16 protein-coding genes are annotated in these 17,753 nt (G+C 47.8%); 5 read left to right on the top strand and 11 right to left on the bottom strand.

The annotated features are described in order from the left end of the window. Positions 1–85: 85 nt before the first annotated feature. The 10 genes from ACXAG2_RS14100 to ACXAG2_RS14055 form a co-directional block, all read right to left on the bottom strand. Positions 86–2,200 carry a TonB-dependent siderophore receptor gene (locus ACXAG2_RS14100; protein ID WP_474867943.1) on the bottom strand — a complete coding sequence of 705 codons (2,115 nt, stop codon included), beginning with the start codon at positions 2,198–2,200 and terminating at the stop codon, positions 86–88. 132 nt (positions 2,201–2,332) lie between these two features. Beyond that, entirely contained in the window at positions 2,333–2,941 is a 609-nt protein-coding gene (cheD, locus tag ACXAG2_RS14095) for a chemoreceptor glutamine deamidase CheD (protein ID WP_474867941.1), read from the bottom strand. Between the two features lie 11 nt (positions 2,942–2,952). Then, the gene (locus ACXAG2_RS14090) at positions 2,953–3,783 is read right to left on the bottom strand and encodes a CheR family methyltransferase (RefSeq protein ID WP_474867939.1); all 831 of its coding nucleotides are present in this window, start codon (positions 3,781–3,783) and stop codon (positions 2,953–2,955) included. Then, positions 3,784–6,075 carry a methyl-accepting chemotaxis protein gene (locus tag ACXAG2_RS14085; RefSeq protein WP_474867937.1) on the bottom strand — a complete coding sequence of 764 codons (2,292 nt, stop codon included), beginning with the start codon at positions 6,073–6,075 and terminating at the stop codon, positions 3,784–3,786. It abuts the gene before it with no gap. Positions 6,076–6,078: 3 nt separating this feature from the next. Beyond that, the gene (locus ACXAG2_RS14080) at positions 6,079–6,582 is read right to left on the bottom strand and encodes a chemotaxis protein CheW (protein WP_474867935.1); all 504 of its coding nucleotides are present in this window, start codon (positions 6,580–6,582) and stop codon (positions 6,079–6,081) included. Further along, positions 6,579–8,408: a chemotaxis protein CheA gene (locus ACXAG2_RS14075; protein ID WP_474867933.1), complete on the bottom strand. Its 1,830-nt coding sequence runs from the start codon at positions 8,406–8,408 to the stop codon at positions 6,579–6,581. Before ACXAG2_RS14075 ends, ACXAG2_RS14080 begins: the two co-directional genes overlap by 4 nt. Positions 8,409–8,432: 24 nt before the next feature. Then, on the bottom strand, positions 8,433–8,798 hold the full coding sequence (locus ACXAG2_RS14070) for a response regulator (RefSeq protein WP_119502839.1): 366 nt from the start codon (positions 8,796–8,798) through the stop codon (positions 8,433–8,435). Between the two features lie 394 nt (positions 8,799–9,192). Further along, a complete protein-coding gene (locus ACXAG2_RS14065) occupies positions 9,193–9,489 on the bottom strand; it encodes a hypothetical protein (protein ID WP_474867931.1) in 297 nt (98 codons plus the stop codon). A 92-nt stretch (positions 9,490–9,581) separates the two neighbouring features. Continuing rightward, positions 9,582–9,869, bottom strand: a complete 288-nt coding sequence (locus tag ACXAG2_RS14060) for a hypothetical protein (protein ID WP_474867929.1) — start codon at positions 9,867–9,869, stop codon at positions 9,582–9,584. A gap of 183 nt (positions 9,870–10,052) precedes the next feature. Next, the gene (locus ACXAG2_RS14055; RefSeq protein WP_474868226.1) at positions 10,053–13,343 is read right to left on the bottom strand and encodes a S41 family peptidase; all 3,291 of its coding nucleotides are present in this window, start codon (positions 13,341–13,343) and stop codon (positions 10,053–10,055) included. 113 nt (positions 13,344–13,456) lie between these two features. On the opposite strand from ACXAG2_RS14055, the gene ACXAG2_RS14050 reads away from it, so the two are divergent. Next, positions 13,457–14,200: a sulfite exporter TauE/SafE family protein gene (locus tag ACXAG2_RS14050; RefSeq protein WP_474867926.1), complete on the top strand. Its 744-nt coding sequence runs from the start codon at positions 13,457–13,459 to the stop codon at positions 14,198–14,200. A gap of 4 nt (positions 14,201–14,204) precedes the next feature. Here the strand turns inward: ACXAG2_RS14050 and ACXAG2_RS14045 are convergent, their stop codons facing one another. After that, positions 14,205–14,447, bottom strand: a complete 243-nt coding sequence (locus ACXAG2_RS14045) for a DUF2798 domain-containing protein (protein ID WP_474867925.1) — start codon at positions 14,445–14,447, stop codon at positions 14,205–14,207. Here ACXAG2_RS14045 and ACXAG2_RS14040 point away from each other — a divergent pair. The 4 genes from ACXAG2_RS14040 to ACXAG2_RS14025 all read left to right on the top strand — a co-directional run bounded on the left by ACXAG2_RS14040 (position 14,439) and on the right by ACXAG2_RS14025 (position 17,674). Then, on the top strand, positions 14,439–14,699 hold the full coding sequence (locus tag ACXAG2_RS14040; protein ID WP_474867923.1) for a hypothetical protein: 261 nt from the start codon (positions 14,439–14,441) through the stop codon (positions 14,697–14,699). The genes ACXAG2_RS14045 and ACXAG2_RS14040 overlap by 9 nt on opposite strands. Before the next feature lie 213 nt (positions 14,700–14,912). Continuing rightward, a complete protein-coding gene (locus ACXAG2_RS14035; RefSeq protein WP_474867921.1) occupies positions 14,913–16,202 on the top strand; it encodes a tyrosine-type recombinase/integrase in 1,290 nt (429 codons plus the stop codon). Positions 16,203–16,318: 116 nt separating this feature from the next. Beyond that, positions 16,319–17,338, top strand: coding sequence for a hypothetical protein (locus ACXAG2_RS14030; RefSeq protein ID WP_474867919.1), 1,020 nt, complete (start codon positions 16,319–16,321; stop codon positions 17,336–17,338). 21 nt (positions 17,339–17,359) lie between these two features. Beyond that, complete coding sequence (locus tag ACXAG2_RS14025) at positions 17,360–17,674, top strand: hypothetical protein (protein WP_474867917.1); 315 nt, start codon at positions 17,360–17,362, stop codon at positions 17,672–17,674. Positions 17,675–17,753 lie beyond the last annotated feature (79 nt).

Here is a 17,753-nt window from a genome sequence, read left to right as displayed (position 1 = left end):
TATCAGGACTGGTAGAGGCTTAAATATAGAAAAGCCGGTCAGCGGCCCCTGAAGGCAGCGGAACCGGCTTTGTGAGTATATTTATTTAAAACTGATATTTCACACTGGCAGTGTAATTCACCGGCGAGCCCGGCATTACCCAAAGCTTGTGGTATGAGTTTTCAAAGTACACTTCATCAAACAGGTTGTTGACGTCGAACTTCACACTCAGCTTCTCATTTAATGCCAGCGAAGCCGACAGGTTCACCAGCGTATAAGACGGCAGTATAAATCCTGCGTCAGTGGTTTCCCCCAACCGGTCGCCCACGTAACGCACCGTAGCGCCGAAGAAGGCCTCTTTTTCCATCAGTTGCGTGTAGTGATTCAGCGAGATAAAACCTGCATGTTTCGCCACATTGATCAGGCGGGAACCTTTCGGAATGGTCACGCCCCAATCGAGGTTGTTCACTTCATTGGCAGTTTGCGCATCCGTGTAAGCATACGAGAAATCCAGACGGGTATTGGCTGTTAAGTCTGTGGTCAACTGAAACTCAATGCCCTGACTCTCCACTGTACCTAATGTCGCCGACAACCCGGTGTTGGGCTCTGCTGTCAGCATATTGGTTTTTTCAGCGTCAAAGATGGCAATGCTACCGGAGAACCGCTCAGCCAGATTTTCCCACTTAGCCCCCACCTCAAACGAGGTAGTTTCTTCCGGGTCAAACGCGTTGCGGTCGGAGTCAAGCCCTGGGTTGGGTCTGAATCCTTCAGCATAGCTGGTATACAGGCTCACCTTTTCGTTTACAGCGTAAGTCAGGCCGAGACGGGGCGTGACCACTGTTTGATCCTGGCTCTGACCGGCACCTGCCAGATGGTCATAAATTTCCTGCTCGAAATTGTCTACACGGAAACCCAGCAGCAGTTTAGTGGCTTCATTCAACTCGATGAGATCCTGCGCATAAAAACCCAGACCCTGTTGCTTTTCTGCAGTAAGGGTAACAGGCGAGACATCAGGACGGGCTATGGTGTAATCAGGATTGGCCGGATCGATACTGTAAGTGGTGTCACCCGCGCCCCAGGCTGTACGCCAGCGACTATAGTCCGTATCGATATGATAATTGTAGTAATCCAGACCAATAAGCAGGTTATTGGTTAAACCGGCAACCTCTGCTTCACCGCTTAGTTCTGCACGTAAGGATAAATCCTGCGCTTCATAATTACGGGTTCTTCGCTGGCGCGACAGAATATCCGAATCAGCCAGCAATAACTGACGACCAGCCGACAGCTCAGTATCTGAAGATTGTCCTTTCATGGATGAATCGCGGTACGCCATACCTGTAAGCAGGTGCCAGCTATGAGTCAGTTCGTGGTTCAGCACCAGTTGATGACCGAAGGTTTTCACTTTATGTGCACCGTCCCGGATATCACCGTAAAAGTCCTCCGGGTTCACCGCATCAAAATCGTTGTCCAGCACATAGACGCCACGGTCCAGCGGTTTTTCCTGATCAAGAATTTCCATCTGATAACTCACACTGGTGACATCAGACAGGTTCCAGATGAACGAAGGGTTGATATTCAGGTTTTTAAAGAAAACGGTATCTCTGTAAGTGTCAGAGTCTTCATATGAACCATTGAGCCGGTAAGCCATGTCATCATTCAGACCATTCGTGTAATCGAATTCAACCTGTTTCTTACTGTAATTACCCAGTGTGCCCTGAACGTAGCCCTGTTCTTCAAATTGCGGCTTTTTAGTAATGATATTGATGGTACCGCCGGGTTCTCCCTGTCCGTACAAGGCAGAACCGGGGCCTTTCATCACTTCAACGGACTGAATATTTACTGTGCCGCGGTTCCCGCTGTAACCGCGAACATTAAAGCCGTTAATGAGGTAGCCAGTGGCGTTGTTTTCATCGCCTGAGAAACCACGAATGGCAAAACTGTCGAACATGCCTCCGGAGTTATTCTGTCTGACGACAGCAGGAGAAAAATCCAGCGCATCAATGAAACGGGTAATGCCTTCATTGGCTAACTGATCTGCACTGATACGATCAACTGCCTGAGGCGTTTGAATTAACGGAACATTGCCACGGTAAGGCTGGAAGTGTCGCTTCACTTCAATGTGTTCCACGTCATCCTTCTTTTCCTGCGCGGCAATAACACTCTCTTGTGCTGCTGCGCTGGTGGATAGTGCGAGTAATGAATATAAAAACTGCTTTTTCATAAAATCTTTTGTAAGGGGGGAACCAAATGGCGCAGGATGTTATATCATATCATCCCAGTGAGCAAACCGGTTTTGTTGAAGCTTTTATGAAGATTAAAGGCCCCGGACTATATAAGGGCGCTGGCAGAGCGCTTAATTCCCAAACATATCAATGGAACCGGTCGCTTTTGTTTCCTCGTTAACACGCATGGCGAGTTCCGCCTCACGGTCATGAATAGTGTTGTTGTTCATGTCGTAAATGCGCTTCATCAGCACCGAACCGGTAGATGGCGTGAAGTAAATTTTGCGGGCGTAATTAGCCATCAAATCGCTGGCCAGGACGGGAATATTCTCGGTTCTTAAGAAGTCGATGGCAAATTCAGAATTGGTTGCGCCGATATCATTTTGCACATATCCGGGCAACACTCTGGCACCGCCGAATACCTTAGCAACCAAACGTTTCTTTTCTCCGCCCAGATGAAGGCAATCATTTAACAGCACTTCCATGGCATGCACACCGTAGCGGTTTGCTTCAAAAGACATTTTGTCGATTTGCTTATTATTTGGCAGCATGAAATGGTTCATGCCGCCAACTTCAGTGATGGGATCATACAGGCATACTGCCACGCAGGAGCCGAGTACCGTCACAATGAGTTTGTCTGCCGCAGTGACATAGTATTGGCCGGGTAAAATTTTTACCGCATCACGGCCAAAACGACTGTCGTAATAGGTGGGAGGCTGACTAAAATCATGGGCGGTCACGTTATGTGTAACTACCTGACCGGCGCATAAATTGTTTTACCGACCGGTCTGAGAATATCCGACGCATCAGCAAAATGCTCAGAGTGTCCGGCGATGTACAAGCTGTCATGCTTGAGATGCCCGACAAGCCTGTTCAGGATCTGATATTGAGTTGGTTTATCAAAATAAATCATTACGTTACGGCAAAAAATGACGTCCATTTTCTCTTTGAAGCCATAATCTTTATGTAACAGATTGATTTGCCTGAATTCCACCATCTCCCGCACTTCATCGACCACCCGCACCATGCCGGATTTCGAGCCTTTGCCCCGGTAGAAAAACTGCTTTTGTCTTTCCGGTGACATTTTCTCGATGGACGACGCTTTGTATACACCATTTTTTGCGGTTGCCAGCACCTTGCTGTCAATGTCCGATGCGTAGATTTTGATACCCGGCCGGAATGAGCCAAAGGTTTCAGCAACCGTCATAGCAATAGAGTAAGGTTCTTCTCCTGTACTGCTCGCCGCGCACCAAATCGCGGTCACATGGGAATGATTACGAAGGTACTTTTCCAGTGCGGTGAAATGATGAGGCTCACGGAAAAACGACGTAAGGTTAGTAGTCAGCGCATTAACAAATTCCTGTTGTTCAATGTCACTGCGCTCTACCACTTTTAAATAGTCACTAAAGGTTTTCAGCCCCAGCGCCCTGAGGCGCCGGGATAACCGGCTGTACACCATGGTAACTTTAGAGTCTGCCAGACGAATGCCTGCAATCTTAAACACGGTGGCGCGCACCCGTTCGAAGTCGTCCTGACTATAAGCATATTCTCTGTCGACTTGCTCAGCGGTTGCGGCGGTCATTTAGAATGTCTCCCACTCACTTTCGCTTGGCGAGCCTGGCTTCAGAGCTTTAGGCGTACTCACGGCTGTCATACGTGCGGCCGGCTTTGCAGAGCCGTTCATTCTCTTAGCTGGCGGTGGCGCAAGCAAACTGCCGCCATCCAGTTTGAACATCGCAACCCGTTCTGTCAGGCCAATGGCTTGTTGTTGCAAGCTGTCAGCCGCAGCAGCAGCCTCTTCAACCAGTGCCGCGTTTTGTTGCGTCATTTCGTCCATGCTGTTCACGGCTTTGCCCACTTCTTCGATGCTGGTAGCCTGCTCAGAAGACGCTGCAGAGATTTCAGACATGATGTCGTTCACGCGCTGAATCGCATTAACCACTTCAGCCATGGTATCGCCGGATTTGTTAACCAGCTGGTTACCGCCGTTGATTTTGCCCACAGAGTCAGAAATTAATTCTTTAATTTCCTTCGCAGCTTCCGCTGAACGTTGTGCCAGCGTACGCACTTCCGATGCTACCACCGCAAAACCGCGGCCCTGCTCACCGGCTCTGGCTGCCTCTACAGCCGCATTCAGGGCAAGGATGTTAGTCTGGAAGGCAATACCGTCAATGACGCCGATGATGTCTGAGATTTCCTGAGCTGATGCATTAATATCGCCCATGGTATCGACCACCTGACGAATAAGGTCCCCGCCTTCATTTGCAACTTTTGAAGCCTGTGAAGCCAGCATGTTTGCCTGCTCTGCGTTCTCGGCATTCAGACGCACGGTGCCGGTCAGTTCTTCCATAGCGGAAGCCGTTTCTTCCAGACTGGACGCCTGCTGTTCAGTACGGCTGGATAAGTCGGCGTTACCTGTGGCAATTTCCGACGAAGCCGTATTAATGGTGTCTACCGCTTCGTTAATCGAGAGGATAGTCCCTGAGATTTCTTCGGCAAATGAGTTGATGGCGTTGGCCAGCACCTGGAATTCACCCTGGAAGTCGTCATCTACCCGCTGTGTTAAGTCACCGGCTGACATTGAAGACATAACATCGCTGATAGTACCGATGATGCGTTTATTATCCTGAACGAACTGGTTAATTGAGTTACCCAGCTCAGCGAAGTCACCATCAAGTCGTAACGGGTCGGTATCCAGATCGCCCACCACCAGACGCTGCATAGTGGCGCGGATAGCCTGAACCGCCTTGACCCGCGCAGTAATATCTACGGCGTATTTAACCACGCGGTAGGGTTTACCATTCTGGTCGAAAATCGGATTGTAGGAAGCCTGGATCCACACATCGTCACCGGCTTTATTGATGCGTTTAAACTCATCGGCGAAGTAAATACCTTTACCCAGTTGCTCCCAGAAAGACCGGTACTCCGGACTTTTCTTATATTCCGCATCCACAAACATGCTGTGATGTTTACCCTGAATTTCTTCCAGTGAATAACCCATAGCGCCAAGGAAATTCTCATTGGCGTTGATAATAGTACCGTCCAGATTAAATTCGATAACCGCCTGAGCACGGTTCAATGCTTTAATTTGACCACCGTAATAAGCATTTTTAATTTTCTCGTCAGTGATGTCTGTGGCAAATTTAACAACCCGGATCACTTTACCGTTTTCATCGTATACCGGGTTGTAAGATGCATTAATCCAAATTTCACTGCCGTCTTTACGAATACGGCAGAACTCACCTGAGAACACCTGACCACGGGCCAGGTTGCGCCAGAAATCTTTGTATTCCTGGCTTGACGTGTAGTCACCTTTGCAGAACATACGGTGGTGTTGACCCTGAATTTCCTCCAGGTCATAACCCACTGCGCCACAAAAGTTTTCATTAGCCGTAATGATAGTACCATCCGGATAGAACTGAATAACTGCCTGAACGCGATTCAATGCGTCAGTAATAGCATTGGTTAAAATGGCGTTCTGATTATCAATCAGTTCGACGCCGTAGGCGGTTGTCTCGCCACGCACGTTTTTCAGCCCGGCCACCGTAACCTTAATATTCCGGTCCTTCAGTTCCAGTAACACCTCGCCACCGCCCGGCGATTGCGCCGCGGCCTGCTGAAGACTGCTGGCCTGTAAGCCCAGGGCACTGATGTTACTGCCAATAAGGGTCATGACCGAAAAACCGCTATTCTGGGCTTTAATACTACTTTCCAGTTGCCCCAGCAGCGCCTTTGCCGCTTTGTTTGCGACCACTATGTTGCACTGGCCATCCAGAATCAGCAGACATGCAGAAGATGCTTCAAGGGCCTGGATGCTTTCCAGCGATCCTACTACGGCATTGTCCTCACCACTTAACCATTTAAAAACACCCATCGATTACTCTCCTACACTCGCCTGGCCGACTTCCACCAGCCCAAGTTCATTGCTGTTAATTAAACTTTCAATATTGACAAGAATGACCATGGTTTCGTCCACATCCGCCAAGCCATGTAAATACCGACTATCAAACGCCACGCCAAACTCCGGAGGTGGCAACATTTCTTCTTCACTTAAACGGATAACATCAGATACTCCGTCAACCACAATACCCACTATGCGCTCATCCACATTCAACATAATGACTATGGTAAATTCGTTGTAAGTGGCTTCGCCCACATTGAACTTAATGCGCAGGTCAACCACAGGCACAATATCGCCCCGCAGGTTCATGACCCCTTTTATAAAGTCCGGAGCATTGGCGATTTTTGTTACCTGCTCGTAACCTCTGATTTCCTTCACGGTGGTGATGTCCAGCGCGTAGTGCTCCTCACCTAAAACAAAACTGAGAAATTCACGATCATCTCCGGCCATCACCGACTGTTGTACGGCGGCTTCGCTCATACACATAACTCCTCTTCTGCGGGCAGTTGACAATGTTCTGCCACGGCGTCTGCATCCAGTATCATGGCAACGGTGCCATCTCCCATAATTGTTGCTCCTGCCAGACCGGGGATTTTCCGGTAATGGCGTTCCAGACTCTTAATTACCACCTGCTGCTGACCTAAAATGGAGTCAACCTGAATGCCGTAGCGTTTTTTGCTACTTTCCACCAGTACAACAATGCCTTGAGTAGCCGACGTGACGGCATCATCGATATCCATCATTTGGTGCAGTGCCACCATTGGCCAGTACTGTTCTCTGATCCACAGCAGTTTTTCATTCCGGATATTTTTCAGTTCGTTATGTTTTGGTTGGAATGACTCAATTATATTTAGTAGAGGAATCACAAAAATGCGACTTCCAACTTTCACACACATGCCATCAAGAATGGCTAAAGTGAGGGGTAACTGGATGTAAAACCCTGATCCTTCACCAGTTTTTGAAACTATCTCAATTCTTCCGCCAATCGACTCAATATTTCGTCTGACCACGTCCATACCGACTCCCCGGCCACTGACATCAGTCACTTCCGCAGCTGTGGAAAAGCCGGGTTCGAAAATCAGATTCCACACATCACTGTCTGGTATGTCGTCACTGAATGGCAGACCATTTTGTCGTGCTTTGTCCAGAATGCGCTCACGGTTAAGACCCGCACCGTCGTCTGTAATACCGATGACGATATTGCCGCCTTTTTGCTCCGCACTCAGTGTCACCGTACCCGCCTCTGGTTTACCGGCAGCCTTACGGACCTCCGGGGATTCCACACCGTGATCAATACTGTTGCGCACCAGGTGGGTGAGCGGATCCACCAGCTTTTCAATCAAACTTTTGTCAATTTCGGTATGCTCACCTTCCATCACCAGATTGACCTGCTTACCTAACTTTTTAGACAAGTCACGGACAACCCGGGGGAAACGGCTGAAGGTCATATTTACAGGCAACATCCGCATGGACATCACCGATTCCTGAATTTCCCTTGTATTGCGTTGCAACTCAGTGATTGCATGTTGCAACCGGTCGCTTGCCTGTCCGTCCACTTCACTGCCCACCATCGAGAGCATTGACTGGGTGATCACAAGCTCTCCCACCAGATTCACTAACCCGTCGATCTTGGTAGTATCTACGCGGATAGAGGCGTTCTCTTTGGCCGGTGAGGCTTTCGCCGGTACTTTCGGTTTCACTGCGACGGCCGCCGGAGCAGGTTCAGATTGCCCGGCCGCTTTGGCATCCGCCGTAACATCTGTCGTATTCGCGGAAGGGATTTCACCTGCGCTTTCTGCAACAACAGGGAATTCTTCTTCATCATCAAAAAAGCCGAAATCGAATCCCTCACCATCATCAACGGATTCAGAGGATGCCGCCGGCTGGCTGTCCTGACCGCTATTCTCTCCCTGACTCCCGCTCCCAAGGACGGTTTCCAGTTCAGCAATACGGGCAGAAATATTGTCGTCGGGAGTATCAGTTCCCGCTTTATAAGCTTCGAGGGTTTCCTTCAGCACATCTGTGGAGGAAAGCAGTAAGTCCACGGATTCCGTGGTGAGTGGCATGAGGTGTTTGCGGGCCTGGTCGAGCAGGTTTTCCATGACATGGGTCAGACGGGTAAGTGCGTCGAAACCAAAAATACCGCTGCCGCCTTTAATGGAGTGGGCGGCGCGAAATATGCTGTTCAGTTCTTCATCATCAGGGGCAGACACATCAATTTCCAGTAAGATGCGTTCCATTTCCTGCAAATGTTCCTCGCTTTCGTCGAAAAAGACAGTATGAAACTGCCCAACATCAATGGACATTTTACGCTCCCGTGAAGCATAGAATCAGCTGGCCAACTTATTGATAACTGTCACAAGTTTATTGGGGTCAAAGGGCTTAACCATCCAGCCGGTGGCACCGGCTGCGCGCCCTTTTGCTTTCATGTCATCACCGGCTTCGGTGGTTAACATGACGATAGGAACGCGCTGGAATGCCGGTTTGCCTCTGAGCGCTTTAATCAGTGTCAGACCGTCCATGCGTGGCATGTTCTGGTCTGTAAGCACAACATCAAATGCGGAACCGGAACACATATCCAGTGCATGCTGACCGTCTTCGGCTAATGTCACTTCGAAGTTAGCCGCACGCAATGTCATTTCCACCATTTGTCTGATCGAAACGGAATCATCTACAACTAAAACCCGTGTACTCACCTGATTACTCCTCACTATTCGGTGTTGGCATTAAACCGGACAGAAAGTGATCGGTGATGCCAATAAACGTAGTACACAGTATGAACAAGATCCAAATTCGCGAAATTATACTTTTGGTTATTTAGCGACAATAGTGAACTTTAACGACATTTGAGACAAAGATAGTGTAAGCATTAAATTTTGACTATAAATTAATCACTTAACATTGAAATAAGAATGAGTCGCATGAAAGAAGATACTGAAATTGTCAATGAAATCAGCGACAAACATACATGGTTATACATTTATATAACTGAAAAGTAAGTAGATGCCACTGAATATTGAAGGCGTATACGACCAGCTGTTGTCACGCCCGTGTATTCAACTGCGTCCTGAGTAGAGGCCGCAGCGCGTTTTACAGGCGTTCGATTGCAGGGATGTCGTAGTAAATATCCGGAGACTGCTCTTTCAGCTCAGTGAGGGATTTTTTTCGGGCGGTCCGCTCGCTGACTGTTTTACCAAAAACAGCCAGATGCTCTTCTTCGATGAGTTGCGAAATATCAGAATGGCTGGTAATACCAAGCAGTTTTGCTGCCTGAATAAGGCCTTCGGTCCGGTGCTTTTGCACGTTGTCCGGCTTGCCTGACAAGGTATTGCGGAAACTCAGAATAAGTTGCTCCCGGCAATACTCCATAAATTCATCGTGTGTCATCAGCGTACCTTTTTCATCGTTTGCGATTAAGCACGATAATGGATCTGCAAAAAGAACTCAAAAGCTACTATACCAATCAAGCAGGGGATAAGTTAAAAAATACGCATTTCCATACTGTACACCTGCTCCCTGCCGTTTATTTCTGACATATAGACTTTATACAGATAATCAGGCGCTTCCACTTCGATAACATCATACATAACGAAGCTATTTTCACCGGCGGCGGACAGAGCGTCAGCTTTCGGTTGCCCTTTGTAAAATTGTGCGAAATGCCAGTTGTGAGAGTCTGTATATTCACTTTGAATGAAATCAGGGCTGACGTTGACCTTGCTGACATTCCGTCCTACAACTTCCACCAGCGTCCACGGGTTTATCAGCACATATCCTTTTCCGGATTGCCGGCTCCTGGCCGGTAGCATTGACAGACAAACTCCCTGTCAATAAGGCCAGAAATGTTGCTACGAAAGTCTTTATTTTCATGACACTCTCCATGTTTGTACGACAAATATAACAACACTAACTGGCAAAAAAACAAACTAAAATATAAACTTGACGTGGCTCCGTCACGGCCGGATATCATGCGCCGGTGTGCGGACATCCGGCAGTGTCTCCCCTTCCAGCGGGTTTACAGGATTCAGTTTTATCTGCTCTTTTAAATAGCGGATTGCAGCGTCCAGCTGAGCGTCTTTTCCATTGAATGTTGCATAAGGAAGGTTATCGACTTCCCTGTCCGGACTGATCCCCCGCCCTTCAGTTATCCAGCGTCCGTCTGCAGCAAATACAGGAAACTCAGCCACCCGCGCCATACCATTATCGGCAACGCGGTTGCGTCCGGTAAGCCATACACCGGCACCTGCGGTCTGCTTGCCGATAACCGGAGCCAGGCGCATTGCTTTTACTCCGGCAGTGAAAGTTTCGCCATCTGAATAGGTAAACTGATCGGCCAGTACCACAAAGTGACCACGGAATGTTTGCTGCATGTTTGTGCCCACGCTACCGGTAGGATACTGCCAGAACATCCATACCCGCCGGAGCAGCTTCTCCAGGATCATGCTGTCTACGTTACCACCACGATTACGCCTGACATCAATGATTAAGCCATCCTTTTTATATTGGGCATAGAACTCCCGCGCAAACGACGCCACGTCATTACCCCCCATTGCATAGAGGTGCAGATAGCCAATATCAGCATCTTCCTGATTCACTTTTTCGCTGTTCGCCAGTACCCAGTCACGGTAGCGCTGTGCAAAATCTGTATTCACATCTGTCGGGGTAACAACGGTTTTCACTACTTCCTCATCCCGTTTCAGTGTCAGCAACACCTGCTTGCCGGCGGTGTTCATGAGCGCCCGTACTACGTCTGCACGGGTTTGTGTTTCATGGCCATTCACCGCAAGGATTATGTCGCCTTCTTTCGCATCGGTACCCGGCTTTGCCAGAGGTGGAGCCTCTGCCGGAATTTCACTGTCGTAACGGTAAATGTGGGAAAGCAGTACACCATCAGCGGTGTCTTCAATAATTCCGCCCAGCATGGCCGCCTTGGCCGCATTTTTATCAGCCGGCATTTCACCGCCCCGCACCTGACTGTGTAACGCATTGAGCTCTCCCATCATCTGGGCAAAAACGTCATTCAGTTCACTCCGGTGTGTTACACGTGCAAGCAGCGGAGCGTATTTTTTTTCTACCTGTTTCCAGTCGAGCCCCCGCATCGCCGGATCGAACAGTGACTCCCTGTGCATCAGCCAGGCATCATGGAACATTTGCGCCCATTCCTGCTGCGGCGTAATGCGCATTTGCCAGCCTGCTGTATCGAGTTGCTTACCTGACAAGTCTTTCGGAAAACTGGTACTGGCAGGCACGATATACATGTGCTTATTGCCCTTACCCTGTTTGTGTACAAACAGGGACTTTCCGTCTGCGGATAAAGCGTAACCGGCCACACCGGAGGTCACCGCCTTCAGCTTACCGTCGTGCTTAATTGCCATCCCTTTCAGCACGGCTGCACTGCCACTTTGTTCCGTTACAAATAAGGTTGAGTCAGTCATAGTCAGATGACCATAGTTAGCCGGACTGACTGGTACCTGCCAGAGTCTCGAAGTCAGGCCATCCCATGTCACAACGGAACCGGACTGCTCACCTTCCTGCTCTGACCCCGTTTCATCTTTTTCCGAGCCTTTAATTTTACGGTTCAGCTCGGTTGGCGCGGCAAAACTGAAATCACCGTTACCGGTAAGATCAAGAGCAAAAATTTGTGTCGGTTTGTCAAAGGCGGTCCCCATGGCACGGTCGCCCCAGGGATTCGACGGTGAAGCAACAAAATGCCGGTCAGACAGAAAATAAAGCCACTGACTGTCTGCACTGAACGCCGGAGAGTAAGACTGGTATTTATCCGATGTCACTTCCATCCCCCGTTTTTCAGCCATGGCATACAGATAAATACTGTTGCGCTCGTTGCCTAAAATATTACGGCTGACAGCCAGCAGTTTACTGTCTGCAGACCACACCAGGTCCGGGGTGGCAAACAATCCGTCACTGTCGTCCAGTACCGTGGACACCGTGCTATCGGAAGTATTGAGAACCTGAACCTTTCCCTCATTATCGTCGAAGGCAAGCCACTTGCCGTCAGGTGAAAGGGATAACTGCCAGCGAAAGGCATCACCATTTTTTGTGAGTTGCTCAGCCTGACCAGAACCATCTGCTGCAAAACGCCAGATCTCCGTTTCACCGCTGGCGTCATTTAATGCATAAACCCACTTCCCGTCATGACTGAGCAGGGCTTTCCGGCTGCGTGAATCTTCCGGCGTATCCACTTCAACCAGTCTTGAACCATCTGTTCTGGCAATAGCAATGCGGCCTCTGGCGGTCAGCACAACGGCATCACCGGATTGCGCGAAGGTCGTATTGGTAAGGAACTCAAGAGGCGCATTGTCCCAGTACTCCCGCAGGTAGGGAAAATCTGAAATGAGCTGAACCGGCACAATATCGCTGCTGCCTGATGACAAGTCTTTCAACACTAAATCCGCACCCTGCTGGTACACAATCCGGTTGCTGTCTGCACTGGCGCCGCGTACCGTCCAGTCTGCTGTTCCGGATTCTTTTCGCAGAGATTTACCGTCGGGGGTCATCGACCAGAGGCTGTCCGGGCCATCCTGGTTACTGATAAAATAAATGCGCTTGCCTGCCAGCATTGGCGTGCGTACAGAACCGTTATGGTCTGCTGTTAACCGCTCAGCCTCCTGCCCGGAATGCAGTTTCCAGCGCCAGAGTTCACCTTTCGCGCCACCCTGGTAATAGTTTGCATTGTCGCCGGAAACCTGTAAGCCAAAACGAACAAAGTAGAGCCACTCACCTTTGTCATCAATGACCCCCTCTACTGCATCAGCGAGAGGTAAAGTAGTGACCTTGCCAGAATCTGACTCCAGCAGTTTAAGAACATAATTATTGGCTGGTCCTGTATGGCTGTTCGTGCTGTAAAGGAGCGCGCCGGATGTCGTCCACTGGTGTAGTTTAACTGCCGCATTTTCGAATGTGGCACGCTTTGCTACACCACCACTCACAGGTTTTATGTAAACTTCTGTCGTGCCTTCATAGTTAGCAACAAACGCCAGTTGTGTGCCATCAGGAGAAATAACCGGCTGGGTTTCTTCTGCCCGTTGGGTAGTTAACCGTGTCGCTCCGGACTGACCGCCATTCTTATTGTTCAAATCTACAGACCAGAGATCGCCTTCAGCGTTGAATATCAGCTGGTCATTATGCAAAACCGGTTCACGGTAATACCCCGGAGCCGCCATGGCCTGCGATACGGAGAGGGCAAGCAGCACTGCTATGCCGCACGCGAGTCGTTTGCTCTTCATTCGTTTCATGGTTTGTTCCCTGTTGTAAGTGCTTTATAATTTATTTTTCCATCCCCGCCTCAACGCTGACGCTTTTATTCTTCGTCAGAGAAGTCAATCTGAGGAGCTTCTTTTTGTTTATCGAACAACTTTCGTTTTCAGACATCGGTATCGTGCTGGCAATTGGCTTTATGGTCGGTCTGGCCAAGGCCGGCATCCATGGTACATCTCTGCTTTCAGTTCCCTTACTTGCCATACTGTTCGGCGGAAAAGGTTCCTCAGGCATCATGCTGCCAATGCTGATTGCCGCTGATATTTTTGCAGTCTATCACTATCACAGACACGCAAACTGGCAGTTTCTGATGAAACTGTTTCCTCCTGCGATTGCCGGAGTATTGCTTGGCACGTGGCTGGGCGACCACATCGACGACGGTATGTTCATGCGGGTCATGGCAGTGATTATTTTCGCCAGTGTGGCGTTAATGCTTTGGTTGGAAAAGCGAAAGGCCGACGTGCCTGATAATACAACGTTTGCTGTGCTGACCGGTGTCATGGGGGGATTTACCACTATGGTAGGCAATCTGGCCGGCTCTGTGATGGCTGTTTACCTGCTGAGTATGCGGTTACCTAAAAATGTATTTATTGGTACTGCTGCCTGGTTTTTCCTTGTCATAAACCTGTTTAAAGTCCCTTTTCATGTTTTTGTGTGGGAGACAATCAGCCGGGAAAGCCTGAAATTGAATTTGCTCGCACTGCCACTCATCATTGCAGGGGTATATTGCGGGATCTGGCTGGTAAAACGTATCAGTGAAGCTCACTACCGCTGGCTGGTTATCATCATGACCTTACTCGCGGCAGTGGCGTTACTGCCGGGTTAACCCTTCACCTCTGCGCGGTCGCCTCTGTTGCCACAAGGCGTATAACAATGCGCTTTACCACCGGCGACACCACCATAATCACAGGAAAAGCTATGGCAAACGTCAGCGGCCAGGAATTCAGCCAACTAACAATCAGCACGTCTGTAAAACCGATATTAATTGTGGTTACTACCAGTGACATAATGCCGGACATAAAGAAAGCCATGAATAATGCAAAAACCACCGGTGCATAACGGGGATGAATCATAGAAGAACCTTTGAAATAAAAAATGAAGAGATACGTGATGCGATGCACACTGTAGCACAGGGGCTGTCGCGATATCACTTTGTGATTAAAAAGTATGCTAATTTAAAAGTAATAACACCACCGGAGACGGAAATGAAAACCTGGGAAGATCATAAAAAGCAAATGGCAGCTGATGAAAGACGGGAGTGGATTTTGGCTCTGGCAGTGACAGCGGTTATTTTTCCGATCATTGCCGTACTTTTCATTTTTTAGGTAAGACACCGGAACGGATGGTATTTTCAGGTTCCGGAATCAAAAAAGCCCCGCTTACGCGAGGCTTCTAAGAATGGTGCCCAGAGGCGGGATCGAACCACCGACACGCGGATTTTCAATGCAAATCTAACTTTTAAGTCACTGAAAATAAATGACTTTTATTTTCTTTGCAAATTCTTTGCAAAGATAGCTCTTTTCTGTTTTACTGGCGCTATGGCAAAACAGACTGAAAGACACGACATAAACGACGAGCTGTATATCTTTAAACAAGATAACAGTGAGCGCTGGTATGCGCGATTTATACTAACCAATCACAAAAAATGGCTCTGTAAATCAACTAAGAAGAAAGATAAAGACGAAGCTATCGCCATGGCACATCGAATCTTCTTAGACCACCAAATTAGACACGAAAATAACACACTAGTCCAAAGTAAGCGATTCAAAGACGTAGCTGACCGCGTCATCGAAAGGCTTGAAGAGCAACTAGAACACGGGGGCGGTAAACGCACCTATAAAGACTATATTCGAGCGTTAGAAAACTACCACATCCCGTACTTTTCGCGAACGTTTATCACCTCAATTGACCAAGAAGAAATATCTAAGTTTGATGAGTGGCGTAAGGGACGAATGAAGAAGTCTCCAGCCTCCTCTACATTATTAACTCACAATGCTGCTCTTCAGCTCGTTTTTAAAGAAGCTATTGAGCAAAAATGGATGATCGCCGCTCAAGTACCTGTTCTTTCCTCGAAAGGTGGAACAGGCACACGTCGTGCGGCTTTTTCTGAAGAAGAGTATGATGTTATCCTCAACGAAATATATGAAGGTGAGCAAAACGCTCATAGTGAAAAGACCCGTCAAATTCGTGAGTTACTATACGATTACTGTGAAATAGCAGTTAATACCGGAATTAGGCCCGGCACGGAGATGGAACACCTAACTTGGAAAGATATTGAGATTAAAACTCAAGGTTCAAAGGCTCAGTTTTTCATCAATGTCTCCAAGGGTAAAACAACAAAATATACGGGACCGCGTAAAGTAGTTTGCAAACGTGATGTGATAGGAGCCCTAACGAACCTACGAGAACGCTTTCCATTGCGCACACCCAATCAAAAGCTATTTTTGCTAGCAAATGGCGAGCCCACAAGGCAATTAGGTAAGGCATTTGAGAAAGCTCTCCAAAGTTCGGGATTAAAAGAGTCACCCAGAGGACCGCGAACGCTATACTCTCTTCGACATACCTACATTACGTGGCAGCTTCTCAACGGAACCAGCATGGACGTAATTACGAACCAATGTGGAACCAGTACAGAAATGATCGAGCAGCACTATAGTCACGTAAAGCCTGAAATGTTTGCCGACGCTTTATCTGGCGTTACTTTTGATAAAGAAGAGCCTAAAGCACTATCTCGAAAGACATTAAATAGACGCGCAAAGACCGCAGAGCGCGACGAAAAACGCTTCAAGGAATGGGCTGAAGAGTATAAAAGGCGCGGATGTATTTAGTTATAGCAGGCTCATCTATCGCAGTTGCTACAAGAAATCGACGCCTTAGTAGTTGTAAATTGACCAAATAAATTAGACACTTACTGATATTTTTTAAAGTATAAATAGGAACACGGATGTTAGAAGCGAAACTTCGGTTTTTTGACATTAAAAGGTGTGGCTTTTATCAACGGGCGGCAGATACACCTGACTTTAGTGGCATAAACGACGCTTTGGATAAGTTGACTGATTGGGCTACAGACGGTCGTGAATTTGTTAACACCACCACATATGAATCTAACCCTGACAACGATCTACTAAACACTTATTTTTATTCTGCAAGTAAGAACTCTAGCAATAACGATAGTGTCTTAGTTTTATGGAATGAATCACCAAATGATAACGGTGTCCTTTATGGCATAAACCCTTTGGATACACCTGGGTCCACTACAGAGATGTTAGCAACTGATTTTGGAGGCATGCCTGCGATTCCAGGGGCACCAAGTTATTTCTGGTTTGTACCAGAGAAAAAGGTGCTTGCCTCAATCAGATTTGAGCATTCCATCTCAGGCAAAGCGAACCTAGACTATTACCTGAATGGCTATCTCGCCAATAAATCGCCATACCGAATAATCGACACTGATGGCAGAGTTATTGGCTTCGCTCCTGATGGTCAAGCTAGCGAAGAGCTTCCAAATTATTACAGCAAATTTGTATCAAAAGCATCGAAGCAAGAAGAATTAGAAGCTGAGCTATTAGCAAATATGCATAAAATCCGAAAACTTATTAAGAGAGAGACTCTTTCGTATCAAGTTCCTGACGATAGAAACTTAGTAGAACGTGTTTTTTCACAACTCCTAGACAACGCCCCAGATCTTAGCGATAGCAGGATTATTACTCATGAAATTCAGTTCCAGCCAACTGAAGCTCAATTGCGCGGCATCATACGTAACTACAATGAACGTGACTCAGACACATCTTTGCGAAATGCTGGCTTCGTGTACAACGACGGTAAAGTTGTTATGTTGAATGGAATAAACGTTAGTATGAGTATTGAGCTAGACTTGAACAGATTCGAGAATCAAATAGTTGAGCCGAGAGCCCTTCTTAACGCAATTACTGCTAATAGAGGTCAACTATTAAGTATATTAAGTTAGCTTTACCAAGGAATTGTTTAAATGATTAAGTATATTTTGGTTGTAGCTATAGCTTTTTTAGTGACTTGTCTAGTTAAGGATTCACTACCTGCTCCCCAATATGAGAACTACAAAGAAGTGCTTAGCGCCTTGTTAAGTATCTCGTCAATCATCTTTGCAATTATTGGAGCATGGATTGCAATAATTTATCCAAGAGCTATTGGGAGAGTTTTCGGCGATAAGAGTATTATCGCGGCTAAACTAACTGACGCTCAACAAGACGCAGGCTACTTAAGCGAGCTTGTTGAAATTGTGCTGGTATCGGCTGTCGTACTCATGGCTGTACTAAATAACTGATCCTATGTCTGCTACACCTTTGCCATTCCGTGGGCATTGCCGGGGAATGGTGATGTGGTCTCCATAAACCGCCGTACTC

This window comes from Alteromonas sp. ABH4_456, assembly GCF_056160645.1.
The sequence above is the reverse complement of the archived record's forward strand: the minus strand, read 5'-3'. Positions and strand labels throughout refer to the sequence as shown.